The organism is Microbacterium marmarense (assembly GCF_037204165.1).
In the GTDB taxonomy this organism is placed as follows: domain Bacteria; phylum Actinomycetota; class Actinomycetes; order Actinomycetales; family Microbacteriaceae; genus Microbacterium; species Microbacterium marmarense.
The window spans coordinates 183,156-209,544 of record NZ_JBBDGL010000003.1; the positions used below are offsets into that span (position 1 = coordinate 183,156).

Genomic DNA, 26,389 nt, shown 5'->3' on the forward strand with positions numbered 1-26,389 from the left:
CAGTCAGCGACGTTTGTACCTATGGTAAGGGACGCATGCGTGTGAATGTCCCGTGCAACGTCTGGGAACAAGCAGGTGCATGAAATGGCCTCCGATCAGGGAGTGCAGAGAGCTTGAAACTCTGCGATCGTGGCCTGATAGTCACCGCCGAGCTGGTCAAGCTCTTCGAGGCTCTCGGTGTCGCCGTTCAGAATGTCGTTCATCGACTCGCCGATTTGACGGAAGAGCGTCTCAAGCGAAGGCACGAGCGCTGCCACCTCGTCGTTGGTCACGGCGGGGGTGAGTTCGGCAAGCTGATCGGCGGCGGCCTGCATCGCGTCAACAACAGCGCTCGGGTCATCTTCGCTCGCGACATCGAAGTCGTCAGTGGCCGAGGTGATGGTGTCTTGAACCAGAGCGCAGGCGTCGTCTGTGGACTGGCCTTCGTCGCCCTGAGCGTCGACCCAGTCGCTCGTCGAACCGTTCGAATTGGTGGATGCTGCCGAGTCAGCTTCTTCGGGTGTTGCGGTGCACGCCGTGGCACCGAACACGAGGCTTGTGGCTACCGCCAGCACTGCGAAGCGCCGGGCGAGGGAGAGCGTACGCATGCGTCCACCCTACGATCTGTCGAGCTCGCGCGGAATGTAACAGTTTTGTAAATACGCCACACAAAATCGAGATGAGGGTTGCGGTAGTTTTGTTCGTAAGGTTCACTAACAAACATGTCAACCGAAGCGCATGGCAATTCCACTCTGGATTCGCCGCAGCACCCGCTCAGCGCACGTTCTCGCGCTTTCGTTCCCGGTCGCGCACTGCGCCAAGGAGCGAAGGTGCTGCCAGAGCACGCACGCGGGCACAACCGTTCGCTGCTTCTGCAGACCTTGTTTCATCAGGGAGCAATGAGCCGAGCCGATCTCTCACGTGAGACGGGCCTGACTCGCGTCACCATCTCAGATCTCATCGCCGAATTGATTTCCGACGGGTTTGTCGCCGAAATCGGCATGCGCGAGGCATCCGGCCCGGGCAAACCAGCGATGCTGGTTGATCTTGATCGTGCGGGCCATCGCATCGTCGGCATCGACCTGTCTGGAAGCGACGTGATCATCGGCGCGGTGCTCACGCTTGACGGCGACGTCGTCGTTCGCAGCGAGGTTGCCCTGCCGTCCGCCGAGGCCGTTGTCGACACTGTGATCGAACTCGCTCGTTCGCTTGTCGCTGATTCACACGCTCCCGTGCTCGGCGTAGGTGTAGGCGCGCCGGGTGTCGTCGACGGCCGCGGCGTAGTCCTCGCCGCCCCCAACTTCGGCTGGGTGGGATTCGACCTCGAGGGCTCGCTTCAAGAAGCTCTCGGGCTTTCCGTTCTCGTTGCCAACGATGCGAATGCCGCAGTGCTCGCGGAGTACACCTTCGGCGGATCGGGTGCCGACGTGCTGTTGGTGAAAGTCGGTCGCGGTGTGGGCTCCGGCCTGCTCTCAGGCGGGCAGCCCATGCGCGGCGCACACTTCGCTGCGGGCGAGATCGGCCACGTCACTGTCGGCACCGACGGTGGGCCGGCCTGCGTGTGCGGCAAGATCGGCTGCCTCGAAGCGTGGCTATCAGTGCCCGCCCTCACGGCGCGACTAGACGCAGCGGGCACCGACGCCGAACGTGAGGGCGTGCTGCGTGATGCGGGGGAGAGGCTCGGTATTGCTCTGGCTCCTGTTGTCGGTGCGCTCGACGTATCAGAGATCGTTCTCTCTGGTCCCCCTGAACTTCTTGACGGTCCGCTTGCGGAACAAGCCGTCGAGACCCTCCGCGCACGAACTCTCGCCCAGTTCCATGACGGGGTGCGTGTGCGGATGACGGAGCAGGGCCAGGACATCGTCCTGCGCGGTGCTGCCGTCATGGTCCTGTCTGGACAACTCGGGGTGTCATAGCACGAGGCCCCAAAATCCCCCCCCGGATGGGTCACCCGACCCTCCCGGAATCCACCAAGGAAACGAAGGAACACACCCATGAACAAGAAGCTCGGAGCCATTGCGCTCGTAGGCGCTTCGGCCGTCGTTCTCGCCGGTTGCTCCGGCGGCACCGCTGCCGCCCCTGAAGAGCCGTCCACTGGCGAAGTGACGGTTTGGCTGGTCGGCACCGACACGCCTCAGACTGCTCGTGACTACCTGGTCGACACGTTCGCCGAAGAAAACGATGGCTGGACCATCAACATCGAAGAAAAGACGTGGGCAGACGTTTCTGACACGTACACCGCAGCGCTGTCGTCGAATGACGCACCGGATGTCGTCGAGGTCGGCAACACCCAGGCGCTCGGATTCGCAGACGCTGGTCTGTTCGCAGACCTGAGCGACATCGAGGGTGAACTCGGAGACATGGTGCAGGGGCTGGTTGACGCTGGCACCTACGACGGCTCGCTGTACGCAGCGCCCTACTATGCCGGCGGACGCATCGTCTTCTACACGCCTCAGATCGTAGGTGACACGCTGCCTGCCACGCTCGATGAGTACGTTGCACAGGGCACCGCCATCACCACAGACACCGTCTCGGGCATCTTCGCGCCGGGCAAAGACTGGTACAACGCGCTTCCCTACGTCTGGGCGAACGGCGGCGAGATTGCTGTTCAAGACGGTGATGTCTGGGACGCACAGTTCTCGAGCCCCGAGAGCATCACGGGCCTCGAAATGCTGCAGGACGTCTACGAGAACGCATCCGTTGCGCCGGTTGACGGCAACGAGCGTCTCGGAAACATCGCGTTCTGTGCGGGTGAGGTCGGATTCCTCTCGAGCCCCGCGTGGGCAGAGGGCAACCTCACCGGCGCATGGCCGTGGGGTGACGAGGCTGCTGGTGAAGAGGTTTCCGAAGGTTGCCCCGACACCTACGCATCTGACCTTTCTGCATTCGCGCTCCCGGGCATGACCGCTGGTGAAACCGCTCCGATCTTCGCGGGCGGATCAAACCTCGGTGTCGCGTACAAGAGCGATTCGCCTGAAAAGGCGAAGGCCGCTCTGGCCATCATGCTGTCGGACGGCTACCAGGAGCTCCTGGCTGCGCAGGGGCTCGTTCCCGGACTGCTCTCGGCTGCTTCGGCGCTGCCTGACACCGCTTCGGCGAAGGCGCAGGGTGAGGCTCTTGCAAACTCGAAGGGCACGCCGGCAAGCCCCCAGTGGTCTGAGGTTGAAGCAGCGCAGCTCATCCCCGACGCGCTCGTGAAGATCGCACAGGGTGGCGATGTCGCGGCTATTGCGGCCGAGCTCGACACCGCTATCGAGGCAATCCTCAACGACTAGTCACGTCTCGTGACACGGGGCCCCGGCTTACGGGCCGGAGCCCCGTGTCAGGACCGATCCCTCGGTCAGGAGCAGAAGCGCGATCACGCGAAAGCTGAGCTTGACCTGGAGAGCGGTCTTGTACCAACCACCTATCCCACCGAGCACGTTTCGACGTGCCCAGAGACATCCGTAGAGAGGAGGCGAACATGAGTGAAACTCAGACCGCGGTCCGTGCAGTGAAGCCCGGTGCGAAGCCTGCGAGCGGCCGAGAGAAGTTTCGCGCACGTCGCGAAGCGCGAGGTGCATGGAGCCTGCTTGCCCCATCGCTCATCATCCTTGGCGTGATGGTTGGCTACCCCGCTGTGCTGATGGTGATCCAGTCGTTCAGCGACTACACCGTCAAGAACAAGGTGCAGGGCACCCTGCCCAACTTCGTCTGGTTCGAGAACTACGTCGACCTGTTCACCAAGAGTGACTTTCCCGCCGTGCTGGTGCGCAGTCTCGCTCTGATGGTCGTGTTGACCGTGCTGATCGTTGTCATGGGCACGCTGGTGGCGGTTCTGATGACGCGACTGAGCCGTGGCTGGCGCATTCTGGTGTCGGTCGGGCTGCTGCTTGCATGGGCGATGCCGCCGCTGACGGCAACCGTCGTGTGGGGCTGGATTTTCGACACGCAGTACGGCGTCGTCAACTGGGCTCTCAACACGATCACCGGCACCAGCGACTGGACGAACCACTCGTGGCTGCTCAACCCGCTCTCGTTCTTCTTCGTGTTGACCATCATCGTCGTGTGGCAGGGCATTCCCTTCGTGGCGTTCACCACCTACGCCGGCTTGGGTCAGGTTCCCAGTGAGGTGCTCGAAGCAGCATCCCTTGACGGAGCGAACGGGTTCAAGCGATTCCGGCTCGTCGTATTTCCATACATCCGGAGCATCATGACCGTGGTTCTGGTGCTGCAGATCATTTGGAATCTGCGCATCTTCACGCAGGTCTACGCGCTGCAGACACGTGGTGGCATCGCCGCCGAGACCAACGTGCTCGGAACCTACCTGTTCCGCCAGGGCGTGGGCGAGTTCGGCGCAACCGCGGCCATCGGTGTCGTGATGGTCATTCTGCTGCTCACCCTCTCATGGGGCTATGTGCGCACCACCTTGAAGGAGGAAGAGCTGTGAGTACTCAAGTCACTGCTGGCACCCAGCTCGGCACGATCGGGGTCGACGACCTCGTCGGCGAAGTAGGCAACACCAAGACGCCCAAGCGTCGCTCAATCGACGCCCGTCGCCCCTCTGGCAAGCGCATTGCGTACCGCACCGGCCTCAACATCGCCGCGGCGATCGTCTTCGCCATGTCGGTGTTCCCCATCTACTGGATGGTGAACATGTCGCTCACGCCGAACAACGAGATTGTTTCGCGTACGCCGAGCTTTCTGCCCTTCAACCTCACGGTCAACAACTACATCACCGCGTGGACGCGTGAGGCAGCCCCCGGGCAAACGGACTTTCCCCACGCGTTGATGACGTCAGTCACCGTCACCGCTGGTGTGCTGATCGTCACCCTGTTGTTCGCATTCCTCGCGTCGATCGCGGTCGCACGCTTCCACTTCAAGGGGCGCCGCGGGTTCATTGTCTCGGTGCTCATCATCCAGATGATCCCCGGCGAGGCCATGATGTTCACGATCTACGGGATGATCGATGACTGGCGGCTGATGAACACGATGCTCGGACTCGGCATCGTCTATGTGGCGATGGTCATTCCCTTCACGATCTGGACGTTGCGCGGCTTTGTCGCCGGCGTGCCCGCAGACCTTGAAGAGGCCGCCATGATTGATGGGTGCACCAAATCGCAAGCATTCTGGAAGGTCACCTTCCCGCTGCTGGCCCCCGGCCTCGTATCGACAGGAATCTTCGCTTTCATTCAGTCGTGGAACGAGTTCACAATGGCGCTGCTGCTCATGAAGGGCTATAACCTCACCCTGCCGACGTGGTTGAACGCATTCCAGTCCTCAAGCGTCGGCGGACAGGTGGACTGGGGCGCCATCATGGCAGGTTCAACAATGATCGCGATTCCTGTTGTCATCTTCTTCCTGTTCGTGCAGGGGCGCATGACCGGTGGTCTCGTCGCTGGAGCGGTCAAGGGCTGATGCACGCACGAATATTCGCCACCTCCCGTCGGGAGGGCGGCAAATGAGGGTTGGGCTTGACGTCGGCGGAACGAAAACCGATGCGGTCGCAATTGACGATGCTGGCACTGTGGTGTCGCGGGTGCGGATCGCCACCGGATGGGGCCCAGACGCTGTTGTAGCGACAGTCTTCGAAGCGGTGCGAGCTTTGCGCGGGCAGATTGATGCTGCATGGCCTGAGTTTCGGTCGGTAGGCATCGGCATTCCCGGTCAAGTGGTTCCCGGCACGACTCGTGTGACTCATGCGGTCAACCTCGGGGTCGATGAACTCGACTTGGCGGCTGCGGTGTCGCCCACCCTGGGCGTGCCAGTGCACGTTGAGAACGACGTGAAGGCTGCGTCACTGGGCGGTTATGCCCTGCACGGCGCGACGGGCCGCATGGGCTATCTCAATCTCGGCACGGGCATCGCGGCGGGAATCGTAGAAGACGGTGTGCTCATGCGTGGTCGTCACGGCACCGCTGGCGAGGTGGGCCACATCTCGGTCGATCCGAACGGCCCGCTGTGCCGTTGCGGGCAGCGCGGCTGCATCGAAGCTCTCGCCGGCGGCCGCTCAATCGCCGAGCGATGGGGTCGAGTGTCGGCACTTCCCGTGCTCGACGTATTCGATGCCGCTGACGCAGGCGATCCTCTCGCGACCGAGCTTCGCAACGACCTCGCGGCGGGCGCCGCAGCGGCCGTGCGAGTGCTCGTGCTCACCGTCGACGTCGACACCGTGGTGCTGGGCGGTGGGGTTACCAACCTCGGCACGCGGCTGCTGAATGACATCGCCGCAGACCTCGACGCAAGCGCGACTGCGTCGCCGTTCATGCGTTCGCTCTCGCTGTCGGCTCGAGTGTCGCTGCTGCCCGCCGGTTCACCCGCGGCCGCACTCGGCGCTGCGCTGCTCGGTGACGCCCGAAACACAGAAGGAGTTCTTGCTCATGGCTGAGGTCATCATCGTCAACGACAAGGCAGCTGGCGGCGAGATCGTCGCCCGTGAGATTGCGCGCCTGGTACGCAGCAATCCCGAAACCGTCTTGGGACTGGCCACCGGCTCAACGCCCCTGCCCGTATACGAAGCGCTGACCAAGCATCTCGATGGCATTGATGTGTCGCAGGTACGCGGGTTCGCTCTCGATGAGTACGTCGGTATCGCCGCGGGCCACCCCGAGAGCTACCGCGCGGTCATCACCCGCGAGGTTGTCGAACCCCTCGGTTTAGACGCCGCGCGCATTCACACGCCCGACGGCTCAACCGATGGGATTGAGCACGCGGGCGAAGACTACGAGCGCGCCATCGAAGCATCAGGCGGCGTCGATCTTCAGATTCTCGGAATCGGCACTGACGGCCACATCGGCTTCAACGAGCCCGGTTCGTCGTTCGCCTCGGCCACCCGGGTCAAGACGCTGACCGCACAGACGCGTGAAGACAACGCACGCTTCTTCGCCTCGGTAGATGAAGTGCCGCGCCACTGCATCACCCAGGGGCTCGGCACGATTCTTCGCGCCAAACACCTGGTGCTGCTCGCTTTCGGCGGCGGCAAAGCCAAGGCTGTCGCCGCCGCCGTTGAAGGTGCGCTCACCGCATCTGTTCCCGGTTCGGCCATCCAGCTGCATCCACACGTCACTGTGGTGGTTGACGAAGCTGCGGCATCCGAGCTCTCGAACGCGGACTACTACCGGTACACCTTTGCGAACAAGCCCGCCTGGCAGGGGATCTAGTTCGCTCGGCGCAATCGGGCGAAACGGCCGGGTCTTTGGTTGCGAAACGGCCGGGCCTTTGGTTGCGAAACGGCCGGGCCTTTGGTTGCGAGACGGCCAAACCCGCGTCGCGCACGGCGTGTCGCTGGAACGCCCGGCCGTTTTGACGGAAGGCGCGGCGTTTTGCTGGAACGCTCGGCCGTGTGCTGGGGCGCGGCGTTTGCCGGGGCGCGCGGCGTTCGCTGGGGCGCGCGGCGTTCGCTGGAACGCGCGGCGTTCGCTGGGGCGCGCGTGTTCGCTTTCGCTTGGCGCAATCGGGCGAAACGGCCGGGTTTTTGGTTGCGAAATGGCCGGGCCTTTGGTTGCGAGACGGCCAAACCCGCGTCGCGCACGGCGTGTCGCCGGAATGCCCGGCCGTGTGCTGGGGCGCGCGGCGTTTCGCTGGAACGCCCGGGCGCGCGGCGTTTTGCTGGGGAAGTCGTCAGCGCCAGGCGAAGCGGATGAGCTGGTTGCGGCTCAGCGGAGCGAGGGGAGTGTCGGCAACCTCGTGCTCGCGAACCCATCGCAGCTCGGCGATTTCTGCGCTGGCTGCGGCGTTGACCCCCTGCACTTTCACCGCGAATGCTTGCGCAACGACGGAGTGCCCGGGCTCGTTGGCGGCGATGTCGGTGAAGGTGCCCAGTGCTTCGACATTCGCAGCGTCGACAGTGATTCCTGTCTCTTCTTGCAACTCGCGAAGGCCCGTCTCTAGCGCAGTCTCGCCGGGGTCAGGTTTTCCGCCTGGCTGTTGAAAGACGGATGCTCCAGCTTTGCGAACGACGAGAGCCCGCCCATGCTCGTCGCTGACGACCATGGCACTCACGTGTACGACCCGGTGGGGCCCGCTGCTTTCGGTGCTTCGGGTGTCGTCGATCACGGGGCGAATACTTTGCCGGGATTGAGAATGCCCTGCGGGTCGAACACTCGAGTGAGCTGGCGCTGCAGCTCCCACTGGTCGTCGCCAATCTCGTCGGCAAGCCAACGCCGCTTGAGTACGCCGATACCGTGCTCGCCCGTGAGCGTGCCACCCAGCTTCAGCGCGGCGGTGAACAGCTCGTCGGCTGCCTCCCAGATGTATTCCGGCACATCGACGATCCCCGCAACATTCGGTTTGGCGTCGAAGATGAAGTTCGGGTGCAGGTTGCCATCGCCAGCATGAGCCACGGTGGGAATCACGACACCGCGTTCGCGTTCGATGCGCGCGATCTCGTCGAACATCGCCGGCATGGCGCTGCGCGGCACCGAGACATCCTCGATGAGAGTCGTGCCCAGTCGCTCCATCGCGGGGTGCATCGACCGGCGGATGGCCAGCAGGCGCTCGCCCTCCTCAGCGTTGTGTGACACTGCGACGGTGCCGCCCGCTGCGCGCAGTATCGCCGCGATCGCTTCGGCATCGGCAACCGCGGCGACGCCGTCGGTTTGAATCGTCAGTTGGGCTACCCCCGGCGCAGGAGCGCCGAGGTCGAGCAGATCGTGCACGGCGGCAAGCGAAGCAGCATCCATCAGCTCCATAATGGCTGGCTGCACTCCCGAAGCGGTGACGGCTGCCGATGCCACGGCCGCGGCTCTGACGTTCACGAAAGTCGCCGCGAGAGTGCACACCTGGCCAGGTATCGTGCGCCTCAGTTTCAACGTCGCGCCGACGATGACGCCGAGAGTGCCCTCTGAGCCGATCATCAGCGATGTCAGATCCAGTCCCGTGACGCCCTTGACAGTACGGTGTCCGAGTCGAAGCAGGCGTCCGTCAGCGAGCACGACGTCGACGCCCAGCACCGCATCTCGAACCACGCCGTACTTTGCGCAGAGCAGCCCGCCCGCTCCGGTCGCAATGTTGCCGCCGACGGTTGAGATCGCTCGACTAGCAGGGTCGGGTGCCCACCACATGCCGTGTTCGGCGAGCGCCGTGTTGAGGTCGGCGTTTAGGATGCCTGGCTCTACAACGGCGACGAGGTCGTCGGGGCGCACTTCGAGAATGCGATCCATGGTGCGAACAGACAGCGCGATCTCACCTTCGCCGGCGTTCGCGCCGCCGGCCAGGCCGGTACGTGCGCCCTGCGTGACCACAGGAGTGCCGGTCGCCGAGGCGATGCGCAGCGTTTCTTGAACGTCTGAAACACTGCGCGCGTGCACGAGGGCGAGGGGGAGTCCGTGCGCGGCGTGGCCTGATTTGTCTGCGCGTGCCGACTCTCGTGCTGTCTCAGTGATGTCGACGGCATCGCCAAGGGCGGCGATGAGCTGGTTGACGACCGCCGCGCTCATGCGAAGCGGCGCCGGCCCGCCAAGACTCCGACCGTGACGGCCACGATGCCGAAGCCCAAGCCGACCCAGGCGAAGTCCATGCTCCACCAGGCGAGAGTCGCCGAGGCGTAGACGAGGATCTCGACGAGCGCCCGAATGAACGGGTGCACGAGGAAGACTGCTCGCGGTGACACGAACAGCGCCCACACCACGATGGCCAGCGCGGGCGCGCCGATACCGGCGACGATGTTCCAGGGGAAGGACCACGAAGCGAAACCCCAGATCGCGAGCGTTGCGAAGGCGGCAAGCTCGGTCAGAAAGGCAAGAATGTCAATCGCTGCGAGTGGCGCGCGGGTTCCCGGCGCGGGCTGCGCGGCAGACTCGGAGGCAACGGACTCAGGCATGGTTTCCAGTCTAGGAGGTTCTCTCGACTGCTGTTGCGGGGCGCCGGACGGTTGTGGTTAGGCGCGAATCGCCGCAATAAGGTCTCGCAGGCTGACGATATCGCCGAGGCTGACCGAGTTTGACGCTCCCACCTCGTCGCCGGCGACGTAGCTCACAACGACGCTCGAGTTGGCCAGCAGCTGGGCGAGACTCGGTCGAATGGTGACGGTGGCGCTGCCATCGGCGTCGAGCACGAGGTCGCCCAGAGACGAACCTGCGAACGAGACTCGCGCCGTCGCATCAGGCTCACCCGTGACGGGAATCTGCAATGTGAGGCGCGTGCCGTTGAAGCTCGCCGTTGCAGCGCCCACTGACGGAGTGCCATCCGGCAGCGTGGACTCGTCCTCGCCGGTCCCGGGGTCAGGTGTTGGCGTCGGCTCTGGTGTCGGTGTCGGCTCTGGTGTCGGTGTCGGTGTCGGTGTCGGTGTCGGTGTTGGCGTCGGCTCGGGTATCGGCGCTGGCGTGGGTTCGGGCGTCGGCGTCGGCTCGGGTGTGGGTTCAGACGTGGGCTCGGGCTCAGGCGTCGGCGCGGGTGTCGGCTCCGGCGATGGAGTGACCGTGGGCGGCTCGGCGGGCACCATCGTCTCAGGCGCGATAGCTTCTGGCGTCACTGGTTCAGTGTCGGGCACCGGCGCACCGTCCGGAGGTGCGGTGTCGGGTGACGCTGCGTCTGGCGTGGGCGTTTCTTCGGTTTCGACCGGCGGGTCAGGAACCGTGGGTGCCAGCTCATCGAGCGGCTCAGTTGCGGCTGCATCCGGGGCGTCTTCGTCAGACAGCGTGATGGACGGCAATCCGGCGGCAGCCTGTTGCGCTTGCTGGGCTGCCGACGATGCCGCGTTGGTGGAATCTGCGAGCTGCGGCAACGCGATGGCGGCGGTCATGGCGGCGGCCGCGACGACCACGCCGGCAGCCACCAGACCGACCGCTCCGCCGACGCTCGAGAACGCACCAGCGCTCGCCGCCGCTCCAGCCGCCCCGCTCGTGCTGGAGCCGCCCGCGGTGGCGGAGCCCGCGGTGGCGGAGCCTGCGGCGCTACCCGCCACAGACATCGGGGCGCCCGCGCTCACTGCGCCCTCGATGACCGAAGAGGGCATTGCAGCCAGAGCGAGCACCGGAACTCCGGCGCCCTGCAAAGAGGCCAGGTAGCCAGCAGTGCCGGCAACGCCGACAGTCAACGGCAGCAGCACCAGCGCCAAGCGGTTGCCGACGTCTTGCGCCTCGCCTGCGACGATCGCACATCGAGGGCAGTCTTCTAGGTGCTTGTCGATCTTGGATCGATCCCGGATGCCGACGTTGTTGCGGGCGTAGGCGCCGAGGCGCTCAATCGTCCATTGGCAGTCGGATCCGTCGGCGACCGACTGCAGGTGCGCTTGAATCCACGCCTCGCGAAGCCCTTCTCGAGCGCGGAAGGTCAATTGCGCGACAGCGGTCGCCTTCATGCCGAGCAACGGAGCGATCTCGGCAGGCTTCATCTGCTCGATCTCGGAGTACCAGAGCACTTCTTGCCAGCGGGAGGGCAGACTGCGAAAAGCGCGATGAGTGAGCCCGCGGTCTAACGCCTCTGAGGTGGCCTGTTCGGTGCTCGCCGGATCTTCGACTAGCTCCAGAGTGTCGAGGGCGGTCTCGCGATTCGAGCGGCCCCACGCAGCGGCGGTGTTTCGAATGCTGGTGAAAAGGTAGGCGCGAAAAGACCCGCTCGGGCCGCCCCCCGCGATGATCGACTTGTAGATGCGCGTATATGCCTCTTGCACGAGGTCATCGGCGTCGGTGCCCGGTGAGATGTTGCGCGCGACGGTGATGCCGGAACGATAGTGGCGTCTCCAGAGTTCACCGAACGCATCGGTATCACCCGAGCGGGCGCGCAACACGAGATCCGCGTCGGCCATTGCGGCGGCTCCGCGGGGTCTGATTGCTTCGTCTTCGGGCACTGATATCTCCGGTCGTCGGGGGGACGCTGCGTTATGTCTGTTCGACCAAGAGACGGTGAATACGGCGTCGTATCACGCAACCTTTCCATTCTTACGGCTATTGCTCAGTTTCGCCAGGCGGGTGAGCAACGGGAGCATCCAGATTGTTTTTTCCAAAGTCGCGTAATAGAACGGCTGTTACGTCGTCTCATATGTCAGGAGAAGGTTGTTCGGTACCCGGGGGTACACCCGAGCAGCCGATGGTGAGATCAGAAACTCGGGGGAGGGACTGAGCTCACCGCCACTCCGGGGGGTCGGCGGCCGTCGCGTTGGGGATGCGGCGGCCGCTCCGACGTCAACGAATAACCTCTTGCGCGGCGACCCAGACTCGCCTGACTGTCAGATCAGTGTCGAGCAGCACCGCGTCACCGCTAGCGCCCGTCTCGAGGTGGCCGATATCCGGTCGGCCGATGCTCCGTGCTGGAGTAGAGGTCAGGGCTCGGATCGCCTCGACGACGGGCACGCCCGCATCGACGGTGCGCCGAAGGGCTTCATCTTGGGTGAGAGTCGACCCCGCAATCGCACCGTCGCTCGCGAGACGAGCAACACCGGCTGAGACTTCTACCTGAAGACCGCCGAGGTCGTAGCATCCATCGCCGACGCCGGTGGCTGCCATCGCGTCCGTCACGAGCGCCACTCGGCCAGGGGCTGCCGAGAACACGACCGCGATCAAGCTCAGATCGACGTGAACCCCGTCGGCGATGATCTCAAGTGTCACGCGAGGGTCGCGAAGAGCAGCGACGATCGGGCCGGGTGCGCGATGATGAATGCCGCGCATCGCGTTGAACGCGTGGGTCATCAGGGTTGCCCCGGCGTCGAAAGCCCGCTGTGCGGTGGCGTAGTCAGCATCGGTGTGTCCGATCGAAACAGCCACCCCAGCCTCGATGAACTGCTGGATCGCATCGTCAGCGCCGGGCAGCTCGGGTGCGAGCGTCACCTGGCGGATCGTCCCGCGTCCCGCTTCCAGGAGCCGTTCGATGGATGCTGCATCGGGCGCCCGCAGGAGCTCAAGCGTGTGCGCCCCTTTGTGAGCCGGATCGAGGAATGGTCCTTCAAGATGCGAGCCGAGAATCGACGAATCACGTTCTGCCAGATCTGCGATGATGCCAACGCGGGTGACCAGATCGTCGATCGAGGTTGTCACCAAAGAAATCAGGGCGGCGGTGGTGCCGTGCTCGCGGTGCACAGCGCGCCCGGTGGCGATCGCATCCGCGCCACCGTCATAGCTTGCGCCGCCGGCTCCATGGCCGTGGATATCGATGAACCCGGGTGAGAGGATGCATCCCGAACCGTCGACCACTTCCCGCGCGGTCGGGTAGCTGGTGCCTTCGCCCCGCGACGAGACGCGGCCGTCGTCGAAGAGCACCCAGGCGTTCTCGATCTCGGTGCCACCGTCGATGAGGCGCACCGAATGGATCAGCGTGCTCATTCCTGGGACCAGTCGATCTCTTCAGATGCCGAGAATCGAATGCCCTGGCTTGTCCACAGTGGACCCAAGCGGCCGACCCGCGCACGGAACGAGTCCCATGTTCGCAGTTTGCTGTGGCCAGTGGGCGGCGACCACGCAGCTTCGGCGGCCGCCGCGATGCGGGGGAAAGCGAGCGCGTCGATAGCGTCGAGGTCGCGCACCGTTTCGGTCCACAGGGGTGCTTCAACTCCGAGAATGTCTGCGTCGGTGATGCCAGCGATGACTGTCGCAGGCTCCCACGAGTAGGCCCGTTCTACGCTTGTTGGCCCATTGGCCCAGGTGAGTCCGAGCGAGGCGTCGGCGGTCGGCTTCATATCAAGGTAGATCGCGTCGGCCGGAGAGAGGATCAGCTGTGCGCCGTTGCGTGCGAACGCGCGCGCCTTGTCATCCATGCCGTCGATCGGGGTTACAAAGCCCCAGTACTGGCCCACCGTGCTGTCGTGCAGACCTGCGGCGGCGCCAGCTTCGTGCCATGCGACGGGAATCTTGTCGAGGTCAGCGATGAGTTCGCTGGCTCGTCGTATGAACTCGGCAAAGTCTGCAGGCTCGGTGCCGAGCGCTTCGTCGCCGCCGAGGTGCAGGTATGGCCCTGGCGTCATGCCGGCGAGTTCGCCGAAGACATCCGCCAGAAAATCGTAGGTCTTCTCATCGTGAATCTTGAGCGACGAGAACCCGACCGCTAAGCCGTCATAGGGGGTGCCGCTCTGTGGGAGCGAGCCACCATACTCGTGCACGACTTCGTGAATATGCTCGCTCAGCACAGGTTCTTCGACGAGCTCGGGGTACGCGAGCCCTACAGCGTGAGTGTGCCCCGGCACATCGACTTCGGGCACGACCGTCATGTGGCGCGACGCTGCATAGTCGACGATCTCTCGGTAGTCGGACTTCGTGAAGAATCCGCCGGGGTGCCCGCCCACCGAAGTGCCGCTGGCCATGGCGGTCAGCTCAGGGCGCGAGTGCAACTCGATGCGCCAGCCCTGGTCATCGGTGAGATGAAGGTGAAGCACGTTGAACTTGAGGCTGACGGCGCGATCAATGTACGCCTTAACCGTCTCGACGCTGTGGAAGTGACGCGCGACGTCGAGCATCACACCTCGGTAGGCGAAGCGAGGGGAATCTTCGATCAGCACGGAGGGAATGCTGAACTCACCGTCGCGGCCCTGCACGAGTTGAGACAGGGTGTGGATGCTGTAGAAAAGCCCCGCTTCGTCGCTCGCCGTCGCTTCGATGCCGTTGTCTCTGACCCGCAACCGGTACGACTCAGCAGGTAGCCCCGGAGTCAATGAGAAGTCGATGTGCACAGGGTTTGGCGCGAACCCGTCTGGCGCCTGGCGGTGCCGGAGAGCAACAGGCATGGCAACCCCGGTTCGGCGAGCCAGCAGCGTCGCCGCCAGCGCGGTGGCATCCGGATCGCCCGTCAGGACGGTCGAGCCACTGAACGTGAATGGCGGATCACCTTCGGCAATTTCGATCGTGGAGGGGGCGGGGACGACGGACGGAATCGGCACGATGGCTCCAAGCTTGCTGACCGAGGAGGGCTGCCACATCACGGTGATCGGAGCATGAAGGCGAGTCCGCTAGTTTCATGTAAAGCCCCCTAACAAAATGTTGACGCAAGCCTACCAGGGCGCTCCCGGCGAAGCGAGAGACCGCCGGGAGCCGCGGCGGCGAGAGAGCGAAAGGCGCCTACGCAGAGCCACGCCAGACAATCGGGCACTCGAGTTGGCGCCCTTCGGATTCATCGCTGACGCCGCGCAACTGTCTCAGTACTGATTCGGCGGCTGCGCGGCCGAGTTCGGTTGCTGGCTGGTGCACAGTTGACAGCGGGGGATCGCACCTCATTGCCCACGAGCTGTCATCAAAGCCCACGATTCCCACATCGTCGGGAATGCGACGGCCCTCGCTTTGGAGCACGTCCATGGCCCCCGCGGCGACAGCATCGCTCGAGGCGAATATGCCATCGACGTCAGGGCATCGCGCGAGCAGGGTGCGCATGCCCCGTTGGCCGTCGGAGTAGGAATACAGGGGCACGCGCTCGACAAGCTCCGCGTCGAAGCGACCGCCCACCGCGTCAACGAAACCTGCCAGTCGATCAGCGCCTGAGTCTCGGTCGAGCGCGGCGGCGATCATGCCGACACGTCGGCGGCCGGTAGCGAGAAGGCGGTTCGTTATCCTTCGAGCTGAATCCCGGTTGTCGATCGCCACTGACGCAGCGCTGCCAATGTCGCGCGGGCGGCCGACGAAGGTCGCGGGGAGATCTAGCCTCGCAACTGCTTCGGTGATGGGGTCGCCCACACGGGCAGAAACGATGATGACGCCGTCGATGAGGCCGCCGCTGAGGTATCTCGCCAGCCGGTCGACGTCTCGAGGAGTGTCCGCAATGAGGGTCGACATCTGGTAGTCGGCTTCGGAGAGCGCTGCATTCGCACCCATCAGAATTGACCCAATGTTCGGGTCTTCGACGAACAGTGAATGGGGCTCATGCACGATGAGCCCGATCGCTTGGGAGCGTTGCAGGACCAAGCTACGCGCCGCACGGTTTGGGATGAACCCGACCTTGGCGATAGCGGCGTCGATAGCGGTCCGCGCGTCTTCAGAAACGTATGGCTGCCCGTTCAGTACCCGGCTTACCGTGCCGCGGGAAACGCCCGCCTCAAGAGCGACATCTTTTACGGTTGCCCGCCGGCGACGATTCCTTGCCTCCACGCTGCTCATCGTATGTGCACGCGCACAGTGTTTGCGAATTTGTTGACAAGTCCTCGGTCACATGTAAGTCTGTACACGTTCACAGACCCTCGATGCAGAGGAAAGCTTTACGGATCTGTGCACGTTCACAGATCCGAGGAGACCATGACCGACCTGTCGCGCCGCAGCTTCGAACACGACGGCATCGCGTTTGGCTGTGACTACAACCCTGAGCAGTGGGATCCCGAAACGTGGGACGAAGATATTGCGCTCATGGGAGACGCGGGCGTCGATCTGGTCGCGATCAACATATTCGGTTGGTCTCACGTTGAGCCTCGCGCTGGAGACTTTGACTTCGCGCGCTTGGACGACGTGATCGGTCGCTTGCATGCCGCGGGCATCAGAGTGAATCTGGGTACAGGAACGGCCTCGCCGCCGGCGTGGCTCACGACCGCTCACCCAGAAATTCTGCCAATGGCCGCAGACGGGACGCGACGTTATCACGGCGGCAGACAGGCATGGTGCCCCAGCTCACCAGACTTTCGCCGGGCTGCACTTGGTCTGGTGACGGCAGTAGCGAACCACTATGCGCAACACCCCGCGGTCGCGCTGTGGCACGTGTCAAATGAACTTGGGTGCCACAACGCTCTTTGTTACTGCGATGAAAGCGCGATCGCCTTCCGGCGTTGGCTGCAGGACAAATACGGCACCCTCGAGTCGCTCAACGCAGCCTGGGGTACGGCGTTTTGGAGCCAGACCTACGGGGCGTGGAGCGAAGTGCACACGCCGCGCGCGACACTGTCCACATGCAACCCCGGTCAGGAGCTCGATTTTCACCGCTTCAGCTCTGACGAATTGCTCGACCATTACAGAGCCGAGGCTGAAGTTCTGCGCACGCTCACCGACATCCCGGTGACGACCAACTTCATGGTTGCCGCGCATATCGAGAACATGGATTACTGGTCGTGGGCGGACGATGTCGACATCGTCGCGAATGATCACTATCTTGACCAGCGCTTGGCCGCCCCCACCATGGAGCTCGCATTCGCTGCGGACCTCTCGCGTGGACTCGCTCAAGGCGCCCCGTGGCTTCTGATGGAACACTCCACGGGCGCGGTGAACTGGCAACCGCTGAATCTCGCGAAAATGCCAGGCGAGATGACAAGAAATTCACTTACACACGTCGCTCGCGGCGCAGATGGCGTGTGCTTCTTTCAGTGGCGCGCATCGGTGCAGGGGAGTGAGAAGTTTCACTCGGCAATGTTGCCGCACGCGGGCGTAGACACCGACCTGTGGCGTGAAATGACCGCGCTCGGAGCCACGATCCATCAGCTCGAAGAAGTTGCCGGAACGCGCGTGGAAGCGCACGCCGCCATCATCTTCTCTTGGGAGTCATGGTGGGCGACCCAGACCGAGTCAAGGCCGAGCCAATCGCTTGGCTATCTCGACCAAATTCACGCGGCATACTCCGCAATACGCGCGCTCGGCATCACGGTCGATATTGTCCCGCCCGGAGCATGCCTGTCGCAGTACCGGATGGTCGTCGTTCCAGGCCTACATCTTGTGGGCGCGAGTGATGCAAAAGTGATCACCGATTGGATCGCGGATGGCGGTATCGCGCTCATCACCTTCTATAGCGGCACCGTCGACGAGAACGATCGCGTGTTCACTGGTGGATACACGGGCCCCTTTCGTGAAGCCCTAGGTATTCGCATCGAAGAATTTGCGCCCGTGGAGCCTGGCGAAGTGCTCACGTTGTCAGATGGAAAACGTTCGCGGCTGTGGTCAGAGCGCGGTCGTGCAATCACGGCCCTCACCCACGCAGAGTTTTCTGACGGTCCGTCGAATGGGCATCCCGCCATCACCAGCAACGCGTGGGGGAGCGGCACTGCGTGGTACGTGGCGACACAACTGGAGCCTGCGGGCTACCAGAACGTGATGGCTGAAATGGCCGCAGCGGCGAACGTTCGCCCGGCGGCAGTCGCCAATGGAGACTTCTCACAACTTGAGGTCGTCAGGCGGGTTGGCGCCGACCACTCGTATCTATTCGTCATCAACCACGCCGACGAGGCGATCGCTGTGCAGAGCCAAGGAAACGAAATCATCACGGGCAGCCCGGTCGTCGGTCACATCGATGTACCCGCCGGGGCGGTTCGCATCATCAGAGAGGGGGCGGCTGTATGACCGCCACAGAGTTGCTCGTTACGCGAGGCAACAAGAGGTCGACGCCTCGTCTACCACGACCGAAGATTCAGCATCGCGGCTCCATCGCGTTGTTCATGGCTCCCTTCAGCGTCTTGTTCACGCTTTTCTACTTGATTCCGATCGGCTATGCCATCTGGCAGTCGTTGCTGGTCGTCGAGCGCGATGGAACCTACGGCGAACCGCGGCAGGTGTTCGGCGGACTCACCCAATATCTCCTGGTGTTCGAGAACGGTCCGTTCTGGGAATCAGTGGGGCGGGTGTTGCTATTCGGCATTGTGCAAGTGCCGGTCATGCTTGGTCTCGCGTTGCTGTTCGCGTTGCTCCTTGATTCGCCAGTACTGAAGGGAAAGCGGTTCTTTCGGCTCGCATTCTTCGCACCGTATGCCGTGCCGGGGGTCATTGCGGCGATCATGTGGGGGTTCCTCTACTCGCCCAATCTCTCGCCTTTCACCGATGTCACTCGCAGCATCGATTTTCTTTCACCCGAGCTCGTGTTGTGGTCGATCGCGAACGTAGTGACGTGGGTCTTCGTGGGTTACAACATGCTCATCATCTACTCGTCGCTGCTGGCCATTCCGAGCGAAGTCTACGAAGCAGCTCGGCTGGACGGTGCCGGTCAGGTGCGCATCGCGTGGTCTATCAAGATCCCTATGATCACTCCTGCCATTGTGCTCACCGCAGTCTTCTCGATCATCGGCACCTTGCAGCTGCTCGCTGAACCCCAAGTGTTCCGGTCATTCAGCTCGGCCGTGTCAAGCACGTTCACACCGAACATGACCGTGTACGCCACTAGCGCGATCCCCAATGTCAACCTCGCGGCAGCCTTCTCAGTGGTGCTTGCCGTCGCAACGTGTGTGCTGTCGTTCACGTTCCTTCGACTCACGCAGCGAAAGGCAGAACGATGAGCATGCTGACTCGCACGCGCGGCGCTACCGCCGACGATCTCTCCCCCCGCGGGCCACGCGAGAGTGTGGTGTCGCGCACCGTAGCACTGGTCGTCATGGCCGTGTTCACGCTGTACTTCTTGGTACCCATCTGGTGGCTGTTCATCGCAGCAACCAAAGATCGTGGTGAACTGCTCACCACGAATGCACTGTGGTTCGCCGACTGGAACTTCGTGCAAAACGTGCAAGACCTCTTTGCTTATGGAGACGGAATCTACCTCCGGTGGCTGGTGAACTCTGCCGGGTATGCAGGCATCGGCGCGCTATTGGCTACCGTCTTCGCCGGCATGTGCGGTTACGCGCTCGCGAAGTATCAGTTTCGCGGTCGCGAAGCCTACTTCAACGTGGTGTTGGGTGGCGTGCTCGTGCCCGCAACCGCGCTCGCGCTGCCGCTGTTCTTGATCTTCAGCCAGGTCAATCTGACGAACACGTTCTGGGCAGTGCTGCTGCCGAGCATCGTCAGCCCATTCGGGGTGTACCTCAGCCGCATCTATGCGGGGGCAAGTGTTCCCGACGAACTCATCGAAGCCAGCCGACTTGACGGCGCGGGCGAGGTTCGTACGTTCTTTACAGTATCGATCCGTCTCATGATGCCCGCTTTGATCACCGTGTTCCTCTTTCAGTTTGTTGCAATTTGGAACAACTTCTTTCTGCCGCTGATCATGCTCCGCAGTGAAGAACTGTTCCCCGTCACATATGGCCTCTACGCGTGGAACACGCAGCTCAATCAGATTCCTGAGCTGCGCACCTACGTTCTTGTCGGGTCCTTCATCTCGATCATCCCGCTCATCATCACTTTCCTCTTTCTTCAGCGCTTCTGGCGCAACGGACTCGGCACCGGCTCCGTGAAGTAAGTCCCCGCCGTCGGTGTTCAACCGACGCTCAGCAGCAAGTCCCTCCACCACACAACGAAGTAAGGAAGATCATGCAGATAACCAAGAGAGCAGTCGTCACCGGCGTCGCCTTGCTCAGCGCGATGACGCTGGCAGGGTGCGGCGCCAGTAGCACAGGCGACTCCGACGGCACCGCCGCAGGCGCCACGGCGTGCGAGCCCGCGGGCAGCGATGTGACGCTCGAATTCACGTCGTGGATCCCGGGCATCGAGGAGACCGTCGCCACCTGGAATGCGGAGAACCCCGATATTCAGGTAGAGGTTCAGACAGGCCCCAACGGCAACTCTGGTACCTACCAGAGCTTCTTCAGCCAGCTCGAAGCAGGCAACGCACCCGATCTCGGTCAGATCGAGTACGACGCCCTATCGAGCTTCCGCGTACAGGATGGCCTCGAAAACCTCGCGGGCTGTGAAGATGTTGTCGCGGCCGAGGCTGAGTTCATTCCGTGGACCTGGGGTCAGGTAACGCTGGGCAGCGAAGACGGCGTCTACGGCATTCCGCAGGACTCCGGGCCGATGGCGTTGTTCTACCGCTCCGACCTGTTCGAAGAGAACGAGATTCCTGTTCCTACGACCTGGGACGAGTACAAAGAAGCGGCTCAAACGATCCGTGATCTTGGTGGCTACATCACCAACTTCTCCACAGCTGACATCAACCAGTTCGCTGGATTCGTGTGGCAGGCAAACGGCGACTGGTTCAGCAACGACGGCGACGCGTGGACAGTTGACCTTACCGCCGACGAGTCAACCGTGGTCGCTGAATACTGGCAGGAGCTTCTTGACGAAGATCTTGTCTCGACCTACCCGGCATGGACCGAAGAGTGGAACAACGCCTACAACTCTGGCGAAGTTTGGAGCTGGAACTCCGCGGTTTGGGGCGCAAACTCCATCGCGAGTGGCGCACCCGACACCGCCGGAAACTGGTCAGTCGCTGCAGCACCGCAGTGGGAAGCTGGCGGCGAAAGCTCCGGAAACTGGGGCGGCTCGTCTGTCGCTGTGTTCAAAGGAACCGACCACCTCTACGAGGCGACCAAGTTTGCACTCTGGCTCAACACCTCCGACGAGGCGTTGACCGCGCTCAATGAGTCGGCAAACATCTACCCGGCAACGACTGCGGGTCTTGACCTGCCCTCGCTTCAGGAAGGCGTGGAGTTCTACGGCGGACAGAAGATCTACGACGTCTTCGCTGATGCAGCCGCTCAGGTCAACCCCGATTTCGTCTGGGGGCCGACCATGACGCAGACGTACGCCGATGTGTCCGACGGTTTTCAGCAGGCGGTGACCGGTCAGGGCACTCTCTTCGACGCTTTGGAATCGGCACAAGCTTCGACAATCTCGACGCTTGAGGCTCAGTCCATTCCGGTGGCAGAGTAGGCGAATAGTGATTCACCACCTTCGTGCCGCGGGCGTCAGTGTTCTCCTCGACTCTCGCGGCACGGAGGTGCCCGCCCTTCTTCACTGGGGTGAAGATCTGGGCGAGATTTCAGACGCTGATTGTGTTTCATACGCTGAGGCATCTCTGCCAGCAACGGCGCCCAGCTCCATCGACCGGCCTTTCCGGCAACACCTGGTGGCATCTCTCAGCAACGGATGGAGCGGGATGCCCTCGCTCACCGTCGCGGGGGGCGCACCCACGCTGCATCACCAGGGCACTATTCGACGCGACGACACTCTTGAGATCGTGGTCGCGAGCGGCGATGCTCGCATCGATCTGAAGCTCACGCTCACCCGCGACGGCGTATTGCTGGTTGAACAACGAATAACGAATGCCGGGAATCAAAGCCTACGATTGCGCGACAGCGCGATCGTGTTGCCCATTTCTGCTAACGCAACGGAAGTTCTCGACTTCGCAGGCAACTGGACCCACGAGCGTGCGCCTCAACGTATTCGTCCGGGCCGAGGCGTCTGGTCACGTGAATCGCGCCATGGTCGGGGCGGCCATGACGACGCGTTCCTCATGATGGCGGGCACGGCGGGATTCGACTTTCGGCATGGTCAGATTTGGTCAACGCACGTTGCCTGGAGCGGCGACACACGCCAGTGGTATGAGCGCTCGCCCCTTGGCTCGACCACGCTCGGAGCAGGCGAGCGTTTTTCGGAAGTGACCATCGCACCAGGCGCGCAATACAGCGCTCCTCAGGTAGTCGCGACATATTCCGATGCGGGCATCGACGGGCTTTCCGACCGCCTACACCAGTACGTTCGCCGCTGGGCGGGTGCGCGCGGCGCCCGGCCGCTCACCCTCAACACATGGGAGGCCGTGTACTTCGACCAGTCGATCGAACGTCTCGAGCCGCTCGTCGAAGCTGCCGCATTGGTGGGTATCGAGCGCTTTGTGCTTGACGACGGTTGGTTTCACGGGCGCACAGACGACAAGCGCGCATTGGGCGATTGGACCGTGGATGCTGCGCGGTGGCCTGACGGTCTCGGGCCGTTGACTGATCGGGTAATCGCTGCGGGAATGCAATTCGGGCTGTGGGTGGAACCGGAAATGGTCAGCCTCGACTCTGATCTTGCCAGAGAACACCCGGAGTGGTTACTCACCAATGACGTCGCACTTACCTGGCGCTGGCAACACGTGCTTGACCTTTCCCTGATTGAGGTGCGCGACTACCTCTTCACGCGCCTGCACGCATTGCTTTGCCAGTATCCGATTTCCTATCTCAAATGGGATCACAACCGCGACTTGCTCGTCGACAACACCAGAGATCAAGTCGCAGGGCTGTACTCCTTGCTCGATGAAATACGTGCAGCTCATCCACGCGTAGAAATTGAGTCATGTGCATCAGGCGGCGGCCGCGTCGACCTCGGCATTCTTCGTCGTGTCGACCGGTTTTGGCCCAGCGACTCGAACGACCCACTCGAGCGCCAGCGCATTCAGCGGTGGACTGGCGTGCTGATTCCGCCGGAGTTCTTGGGATCGCACGTGGGCGACGCGCGCGCACACACCACCGGCCGAGTTTCTGAGCTTTCCTTTCGCCTTGCGACAGCACTCTTCGCCCACGCAGGAATCGAAGCTGACCTGACCAGAATCTCCGATGTTGACCGCTCGGCACTCGCCCGTTGGGCTGAGATTTACAAGGAGCATCGCCATCTTCTGCACTCCGGCCGCGCGGTGCGGACAGACGAGGCGGACGATTCGGTCCTCGTTCATGGCATAGTCAGCCGCGACCAGCGCGAAGCGCTCTATTCGTACGCGGCGATGGCGGGCTTCGGGGCGGCGCTAGCGCCCACGATGAAGTGCGCCGGTCTCGATGCCTCGCGGCGATACCGAGTAGAAGTCGTCGATTTCGGAGTCACACCCACGAGCATCCAAGATGCCCCGCCGCAATGGCTTGGGGCGGGAACAACCCTTCCAGGCAGTGTGCTTCTCGCTGGCGGTCTTGCGATGCCGCTACTCGCGCCGGGAAATGCGATCGTGCTGTCGGTTCGCGCCGTGTGACTGCACGGTCGGATTGCTAGGGTGCGCGCCGCCGCCATCCGTTATGCTCAAAGAGTCGCGACTGGCGTTCAGGTGGGCACCCACCGGGGAGCGGCTGACAATGGCATTCGACCGTACGCCTGGGCCGATGTGGACTTCCGCTATCCGAAACGCCGTGTCAGGAGATCGCTATGACCGATCAGTATTTCAACGCCCCTCTCTCCGAGGTAGACCCCGAGATCGCTGAGGTTCTTGAAAAGGAGCTCAACCGTCAGCGCGGCTATCTGGAGATGATCGCATCTGAGAATTTCGTGCCCGTGTCGGTGCTGCAGTCGCAGGGCTCGGTACTGACGAACAAGTACGCCGAGGGCTACCCCGGCCGCCGCTACTACGGTGGCTGCGAAGAGGTTGACGTCGCTGAAGAACTTGCGATTTCGCGCGCGAAGTCGCTGTTCGGTTCTGAGTTTGCCAACGTTCAACCGCACTCCGGCGCATCGGCCAACGCCGCGGTGCTTCACGCCATTGCACGCCCCGGCGACACGCTGCTCGGGCTTTCGCTCGACCATGGCGGTCACCTCACCCACGGCATGAAGATCAACTTCTCGGGTCGACTGTTCAACATCGTTGCCTATGGCGTCGACGCTGAGACCAGTGAAATCGACATGGTCGAGGTTCGTCGCCTGGCCGTCGAGCACAAGCCCAAAGTCATCATCGCTGGCTGGTCGGCGTACCCGCGACAGCTCGACTTCGCGAAGTTCCGTGAGATCGCCGACGAGGTCGGCGCGCTGCTCTGGGTAGACATGGCGCACTTCGCCGGACTGGTCGCTGCCGGACTGCACCCGAACCCGGTTCCCCACGCGCACGTGGTCTCTTCGACCGTGCACAAGACCATCGGGGGTCCACGCTCTGGTTTCATCCTGACAAACGATGCCGACATCGCGAAGAAGATCAACACTGCGGTCTTCCCCGGTCAGCAGGGCGGCCCACTCATGCACGTGATCGCGGCGAAGGCGACCGCGTTCAAACTGGCTGCGACCCCCGAGTTCAAGGAGCGCCAAGAGCGAGTCCTGCGCGGCGCACATATTCTCGCCGAGCGCCTTTCGCAACAAGATGTGAAGGATGCTGGCATCGCGGTGCGCTCTGGCGGTACTGATGTGCATCTCGTGCTCGTCGACCTTCGTGACGCTGAGATCGACGGAAAGCAGGCCGAAGACCTGTTGCATGAGATCCAGATCACCGTCAACCGCAACGCGGTGCCCAACGACCCACGGCCGCCGATGGTCACGTCGGGGCTGCGTATCGGAACGCCCGCGCTTGCAACGCGCGGCTTTGACGACGCGGAGTTCACCGAGGTCGCCGACGTCATTGCGCTGGCGCTCCTGCCGGGCGCTGACGTCGATTCGCTGCGCGCACGCGTGGCGAAGCTCACCGAGGCTTTCCCGCTCTACCCGGGCCTTGAGCAGTAAGGCACCGCGGGCATGACTGCACTCAAACTCGACGGTCGAGCAGCAGCCGGCGCGATCAACGAGGAGCTTCGCGAACGGGTTGCCGCCTTGAAGACACGGGGCATCACGCCGGGTATCGCAACGGTGCTCGTGGGCGCCGATCCCGCATCTCAGCTGTACGTCGGCATGAAGCACCGCCAGTCTGAAGCGATCGGAATGAACTCGATCCAGCGTGAGCTTTCGGCCGATGCCACCCAGTCCGACGTGGAGGCGCTGATTGATGAGCTCAACGACGACCCAGACTGCCACGGGTACATCGTTCAGCTGCCGCTCCCCAAGCACATCGATACCGATGCCATTTTGGAGCGAATCGATCCTGCGAAGGATGCTGACGGTTTGCATCCCACAAACCTGGGCAGGCTTGTTCTGAACGTGAATTCGCCGATCACCTCGCCGCTGCCGTGCACGCCGCGGGGCGTGATCGAACTGCTGTTGCGCAACGACTATGACCTCCATGGCAAGCACGTCGTCGTCGTGGGTCGTGGCGTCACGATCGGCCGTTCGATCGGGCTGCTGCTGACTCGTCGCGAGATCAACGCGACCGTGACGCTCACACACACCGCAACGGCTGATCTGGCACATCACCTGCAACAAGCTGATGTCATCGTCGCCGCGGCGGGCGTCAAGCACATCGTGCAGGCGGCGCACGTCAAGCAGGGCGCGGCAGTGCTCGATGTCGGTGTCACCCGCGAGATAGACCCTGAGAGCGGCAAATCGAAGGTGTTCGGAGACGTGCATCCCGATGTTGCAGAGGTCGCGGGCTTCGTCTCGCCGAACCCCGGCGGCGTGGGCCCGATGACGGTTGCTCTGCTGATGACCAACGTCGTCGAAGCGGCGGAGCGAATGGCCGGTTAGCAGAAACGCTTGTCGAGGGGGTGCCGCGCGGGTCGCAGCATCCCCTCACACGTCTCAGCTCTTGCCGAGGTCGTCGAGCATCTTTCGCTGCTCGGGAGTGAGACCGTCGTGCAGTTCTTGGTGCGCGGCGGCGGTATCGACGCGCGTGGTGGCCGGGGCAGCTTCGGCGGCACCGGGCTTTGGCCCCATTGCGCGGTCATAGATGGCGCCGGCTTGTTCTTCGAACTTCTTGTTGACGCGCGAGTAGATCCACCAGCCGATCGTGATGAGAACCGGGGGGAGCACCCACGCCCAGAACCAGCTGCCGCCCGCGTTCACGTTAGACAGCAGCATGACGATCACCCAGATGATCGCTGCCACGGCGAGCACGATCAACGCTTGAACAAAGCCTTCGGCCACACGCGTGCGCTGTGCTGCAGACTTGGCCGCTGATTTGGCGAACATCTTCAGCACGAACGGTTTCACGAGAATTTCGGCGAGCACCATGATGACGGCGGCCCAGAAGACGTGGAAGCCCACCTTTGCGGGCGTGAGCAGGCCGATGACCAACAGCACGGCGATGTTGTAGACATACAGCGCCGCAAAGCGCACGACCCAAGCTTTCATACCCCTAGATTGTCATGGCTTCG

At 62.9% G+C, this 26,389-nt stretch carries 22 protein-coding genes and 1 riboswitch; of the genes, 13 read left to right on the plus strand and 9 right to left on the minus strand.

Annotation, left to right across the window (positions count from 1 at the left end):
- Positions 1–95: 95 nt before the first annotated feature.
- Entirely contained in the window at positions 96–587 is a 492-nt protein-coding gene (locus WDU96_RS11150) for a hypothetical protein (protein WP_337338588.1), read from the minus strand.
- 114 nt (positions 588–701) lie between these two features.
- On the opposite strand from WDU96_RS11150, the gene WDU96_RS11155 reads away from it, so the two are divergent.
- The 6 genes from WDU96_RS11155 to WDU96_RS11180 all read left to right on the plus strand — a co-directional run bounded on the left by WDU96_RS11155 (position 702) and on the right by WDU96_RS11180 (position 7,118).
- The gene (locus WDU96_RS11155) at positions 702–1,895 is read left to right on the plus strand and encodes an ROK family transcriptional regulator (protein WP_337338589.1); all 1,194 of its coding nucleotides are present in this window, start codon (positions 702–704) and stop codon (positions 1,893–1,895) included.
- Positions 1,896–1,973: 78 nt separating this feature from the next.
- Positions 1,974–3,254, plus strand: a complete 1,281-nt coding sequence (locus WDU96_RS11160; RefSeq protein ID WP_337338590.1) for an extracellular solute-binding protein — start codon at positions 1,974–1,976, stop codon at positions 3,252–3,254.
- Between the two features lie 188 nt (positions 3,255–3,442).
- Entirely contained in the window at positions 3,443–4,408 is a 966-nt protein-coding gene (locus tag WDU96_RS11165) for a carbohydrate ABC transporter permease (protein ID WP_337338591.1), read from the plus strand.
- On the plus strand, positions 4,405–5,376 hold the full coding sequence (locus WDU96_RS11170; protein ID WP_337338592.1) for a carbohydrate ABC transporter permease: 972 nt from the start codon (positions 4,405–4,407) through the stop codon (positions 5,374–5,376). Before WDU96_RS11165 ends, WDU96_RS11170 begins: the two co-directional genes overlap by 4 nt.
- 43 nt (positions 5,377–5,419) lie before the next feature.
- Positions 5,420–6,346 carry an ROK family protein gene (locus WDU96_RS11175; RefSeq protein WP_337338593.1) on the plus strand — a complete coding sequence of 309 codons (927 nt, stop codon included), beginning with the start codon at positions 5,420–5,422 and terminating at the stop codon, positions 6,344–6,346.
- On the plus strand, positions 6,339–7,118 hold the full coding sequence (locus WDU96_RS11180; protein WP_337338594.1) for a glucosamine-6-phosphate deaminase: 780 nt from the start codon (positions 6,339–6,341) through the stop codon (positions 7,116–7,118). The genes WDU96_RS11175 and WDU96_RS11180 overlap by 8 nt, the downstream gene beginning before the upstream one ends.
- A 460-nt stretch (positions 7,119–7,578) precedes the next feature.
- Here WDU96_RS11180 and WDU96_RS11185 read toward each other — a convergent pair whose 3' ends face one another.
- From WDU96_RS11185 to WDU96_RS11215, 7 genes are all read right to left on the minus strand, one after another.
- The gene (locus WDU96_RS11185) at positions 7,579–8,013 is read right to left on the minus strand and encodes an NUDIX hydrolase (RefSeq protein ID WP_337338595.1); all 435 of its coding nucleotides are present in this window, start codon (positions 8,011–8,013) and stop codon (positions 7,579–7,581) included.
- Positions 8,010–9,395 carry an FAD-binding oxidoreductase gene (locus WDU96_RS11190; RefSeq protein ID WP_337338596.1) on the minus strand — a complete coding sequence of 462 codons (1,386 nt, stop codon included), beginning with the start codon at positions 9,393–9,395 and terminating at the stop codon, positions 8,010–8,012. The genes WDU96_RS11185 and WDU96_RS11190 overlap by 4 nt, the downstream gene beginning before the upstream one ends.
- A complete protein-coding gene (locus WDU96_RS11195; protein WP_337338597.1) occupies positions 9,392–9,778 on the minus strand; it encodes a YrdB family protein in 387 nt (128 codons plus the stop codon). Before WDU96_RS11195 ends, WDU96_RS11190 begins: the two co-directional genes overlap by 4 nt.
- A 57-nt stretch (positions 9,779–9,835) precedes the next feature.
- A complete protein-coding gene (locus WDU96_RS11200; RefSeq protein ID WP_337338598.1) occupies positions 9,836–11,746 on the minus strand; it encodes a sigma-70 family RNA polymerase sigma factor in 1,911 nt (636 codons plus the stop codon).
- Between the two features lie 334 nt (positions 11,747–12,080).
- The gene (gene nagA, locus WDU96_RS11205) at positions 12,081–13,214 is read right to left on the minus strand and encodes an N-acetylglucosamine-6-phosphate deacetylase (protein WP_337338599.1); all 1,134 of its coding nucleotides are present in this window, start codon (positions 13,212–13,214) and stop codon (positions 12,081–12,083) included.
- Positions 13,211–14,761, minus strand: coding sequence for a family 20 glycosylhydrolase (locus WDU96_RS11210; RefSeq protein WP_337338600.1), 1,551 nt, complete (start codon positions 14,759–14,761; stop codon positions 13,211–13,213). Before WDU96_RS11210 ends, nagA begins: the two co-directional genes overlap by 4 nt.
- Positions 14,762–14,939: 178 nt before the next feature.
- Positions 14,940–15,959, minus strand: a complete 1,020-nt coding sequence (locus WDU96_RS11215) for a LacI family DNA-binding transcriptional regulator (RefSeq protein ID WP_396668724.1) — start codon at positions 15,957–15,959, stop codon at positions 14,940–14,942.
- Positions 15,960–16,103: 144 nt separating this feature from the next.
- On the opposite strand from WDU96_RS11215, the gene WDU96_RS11220 reads away from it, so the two are divergent.
- The 7 genes from WDU96_RS11220 (at position 16,104) to WDU96_RS11250 (ending at position 25,760) form a co-directional block, all read left to right on the plus strand.
- A complete protein-coding gene (locus tag WDU96_RS11220; protein WP_337338602.1) occupies positions 16,104–18,122 on the plus strand; it encodes a beta-galactosidase in 2,019 nt (672 codons plus the stop codon).
- Positions 18,119–19,048, plus strand: a complete 930-nt coding sequence (locus tag WDU96_RS11225) for a carbohydrate ABC transporter permease (protein WP_337338603.1) — start codon at positions 18,119–18,121, stop codon at positions 19,046–19,048. The genes WDU96_RS11220 and WDU96_RS11225 overlap by 4 nt, the downstream gene beginning before the upstream one ends.
- Entirely contained in the window at positions 19,045–19,941 is an 897-nt protein-coding gene (locus WDU96_RS11230; protein WP_337338604.1) for a carbohydrate ABC transporter permease, read from the plus strand. The genes WDU96_RS11225 and WDU96_RS11230 overlap by 4 nt, the downstream gene beginning before the upstream one ends.
- Positions 19,942–20,012: 71 nt before the next feature.
- Positions 20,013–21,353, plus strand: a complete 1,341-nt coding sequence (locus tag WDU96_RS11235; RefSeq protein ID WP_337338605.1) for an ABC transporter substrate-binding protein — start codon at positions 20,013–20,015, stop codon at positions 21,351–21,353.
- 67 nt (positions 21,354–21,420) lie between these two features.
- Positions 21,421–23,421: an alpha-galactosidase gene (locus WDU96_RS11240; RefSeq protein WP_474199786.1), complete on the plus strand. Its 2,001-nt coding sequence runs from the start codon at positions 21,421–21,423 to the stop codon at positions 23,419–23,421.
- A gap of 47 nt (positions 23,422–23,468) precedes the next feature.
- Positions 23,469–23,553: riboswitch (ZMP/ZTP riboswitch) on the plus strand.
- Positions 23,554–23,591: 38 nt separating this feature from the next.
- A complete protein-coding gene (glyA, locus tag WDU96_RS11245; protein ID WP_337338607.1) occupies positions 23,592–24,866 on the plus strand; it encodes a serine hydroxymethyltransferase in 1,275 nt (424 codons plus the stop codon).
- 12 nt (positions 24,867–24,878) lie between these two features.
- Positions 24,879–25,760, plus strand: coding sequence for a bifunctional methylenetetrahydrofolate dehydrogenase/methenyltetrahydrofolate cyclohydrolase (locus WDU96_RS11250; protein WP_337338608.1), 882 nt, complete (start codon positions 24,879–24,881; stop codon positions 25,758–25,760).
- A 54-nt stretch (positions 25,761–25,814) separates the two neighbouring features.
- Here the strand turns inward: WDU96_RS11250 and WDU96_RS11255 are convergent, their stop codons facing one another.
- A complete protein-coding gene (locus WDU96_RS11255; protein ID WP_337338609.1) occupies positions 25,815–26,366 on the minus strand; it encodes a hypothetical protein in 552 nt (183 codons plus the stop codon).
- Between the last annotated feature and the right edge of the window lie 23 nt (positions 26,367–26,389).

Coding starts and splice junctions, on each gene's coding strand:
- WDU96_RS11255 (WP_337338609.1), bottom strand. CDS start 26,366: ATGAAAGCTTGGGTCGTGCGCTTTGCGGCGCTGTATGTCTACAACATC.
- WDU96_RS11160 (WP_337338590.1), top strand. CDS start 1,974: ATGAACAAGAAGCTCGGAGCCATTGCGCTCGTAGGCGCTTCGGCCGTC.
- nagA (WP_337338599.1), bottom strand. CDS start 13,214: ATGAGCACGCTGATCCATTCGGTGCGCCTCATCGACGGTGGCACCGAG.
- WDU96_RS11195 (WP_337338597.1), bottom strand. CDS start 9,778: ATGCCTGAGTCCGTTGCCTCCGAGTCTGCCGCGCAGCCCGCGCCGGGA.
- WDU96_RS11150 (WP_337338588.1), bottom strand. CDS start 587: ATGCGTACGCTCTCCCTCGCCCGGCGCTTCGCAGTGCTGGCGGTAGCC.
- WDU96_RS11220 (WP_337338602.1), top strand. CDS start 16,104: ATGACCGACCTGTCGCGCCGCAGCTTCGAACACGACGGCATCGCGTTT.
- WDU96_RS11225 (WP_337338603.1), top strand. CDS start 18,119: ATGACCGCCACAGAGTTGCTCGTTACGCGAGGCAACAAGAGGTCGACG.
- WDU96_RS11165 (WP_337338591.1), top strand. CDS start 3,443: ATGAGTGAAACTCAGACCGCGGTCCGTGCAGTGAAGCCCGGTGCGAAG.
- WDU96_RS11180 (WP_337338594.1), top strand. CDS start 6,339: ATGGCTGAGGTCATCATCGTCAACGACAAGGCAGCTGGCGGCGAGATC.
- WDU96_RS11190 (WP_337338596.1), bottom strand. CDS start 9,395: ATGAGCGCGGCGGTCGTCAACCAGCTCATCGCCGCCCTTGGCGATGCC.
- WDU96_RS11155 (WP_337338589.1), top strand. CDS start 702: ATGTCAACCGAAGCGCATGGCAATTCCACTCTGGATTCGCCGCAGCAC.
- WDU96_RS11250 (WP_337338608.1), top strand. CDS start 24,879: ATGACTGCACTCAAACTCGACGGTCGAGCAGCAGCCGGCGCGATCAAC.
- WDU96_RS11175 (WP_337338593.1), top strand. CDS start 5,420: ATGAGGGTTGGGCTTGACGTCGGCGGAACGAAAACCGATGCGGTCGCA.
- WDU96_RS11230 (WP_337338604.1), top strand. CDS start 19,045: ATGAGCATGCTGACTCGCACGCGCGGCGCTACCGCCGACGATCTCTCC.
- glyA (WP_337338607.1), top strand. CDS start 23,592: ATGACCGATCAGTATTTCAACGCCCCTCTCTCCGAGGTAGACCCCGAG.
- WDU96_RS11235 (WP_337338605.1), top strand. CDS start 20,013: ATGCAGATAACCAAGAGAGCAGTCGTCACCGGCGTCGCCTTGCTCAGC.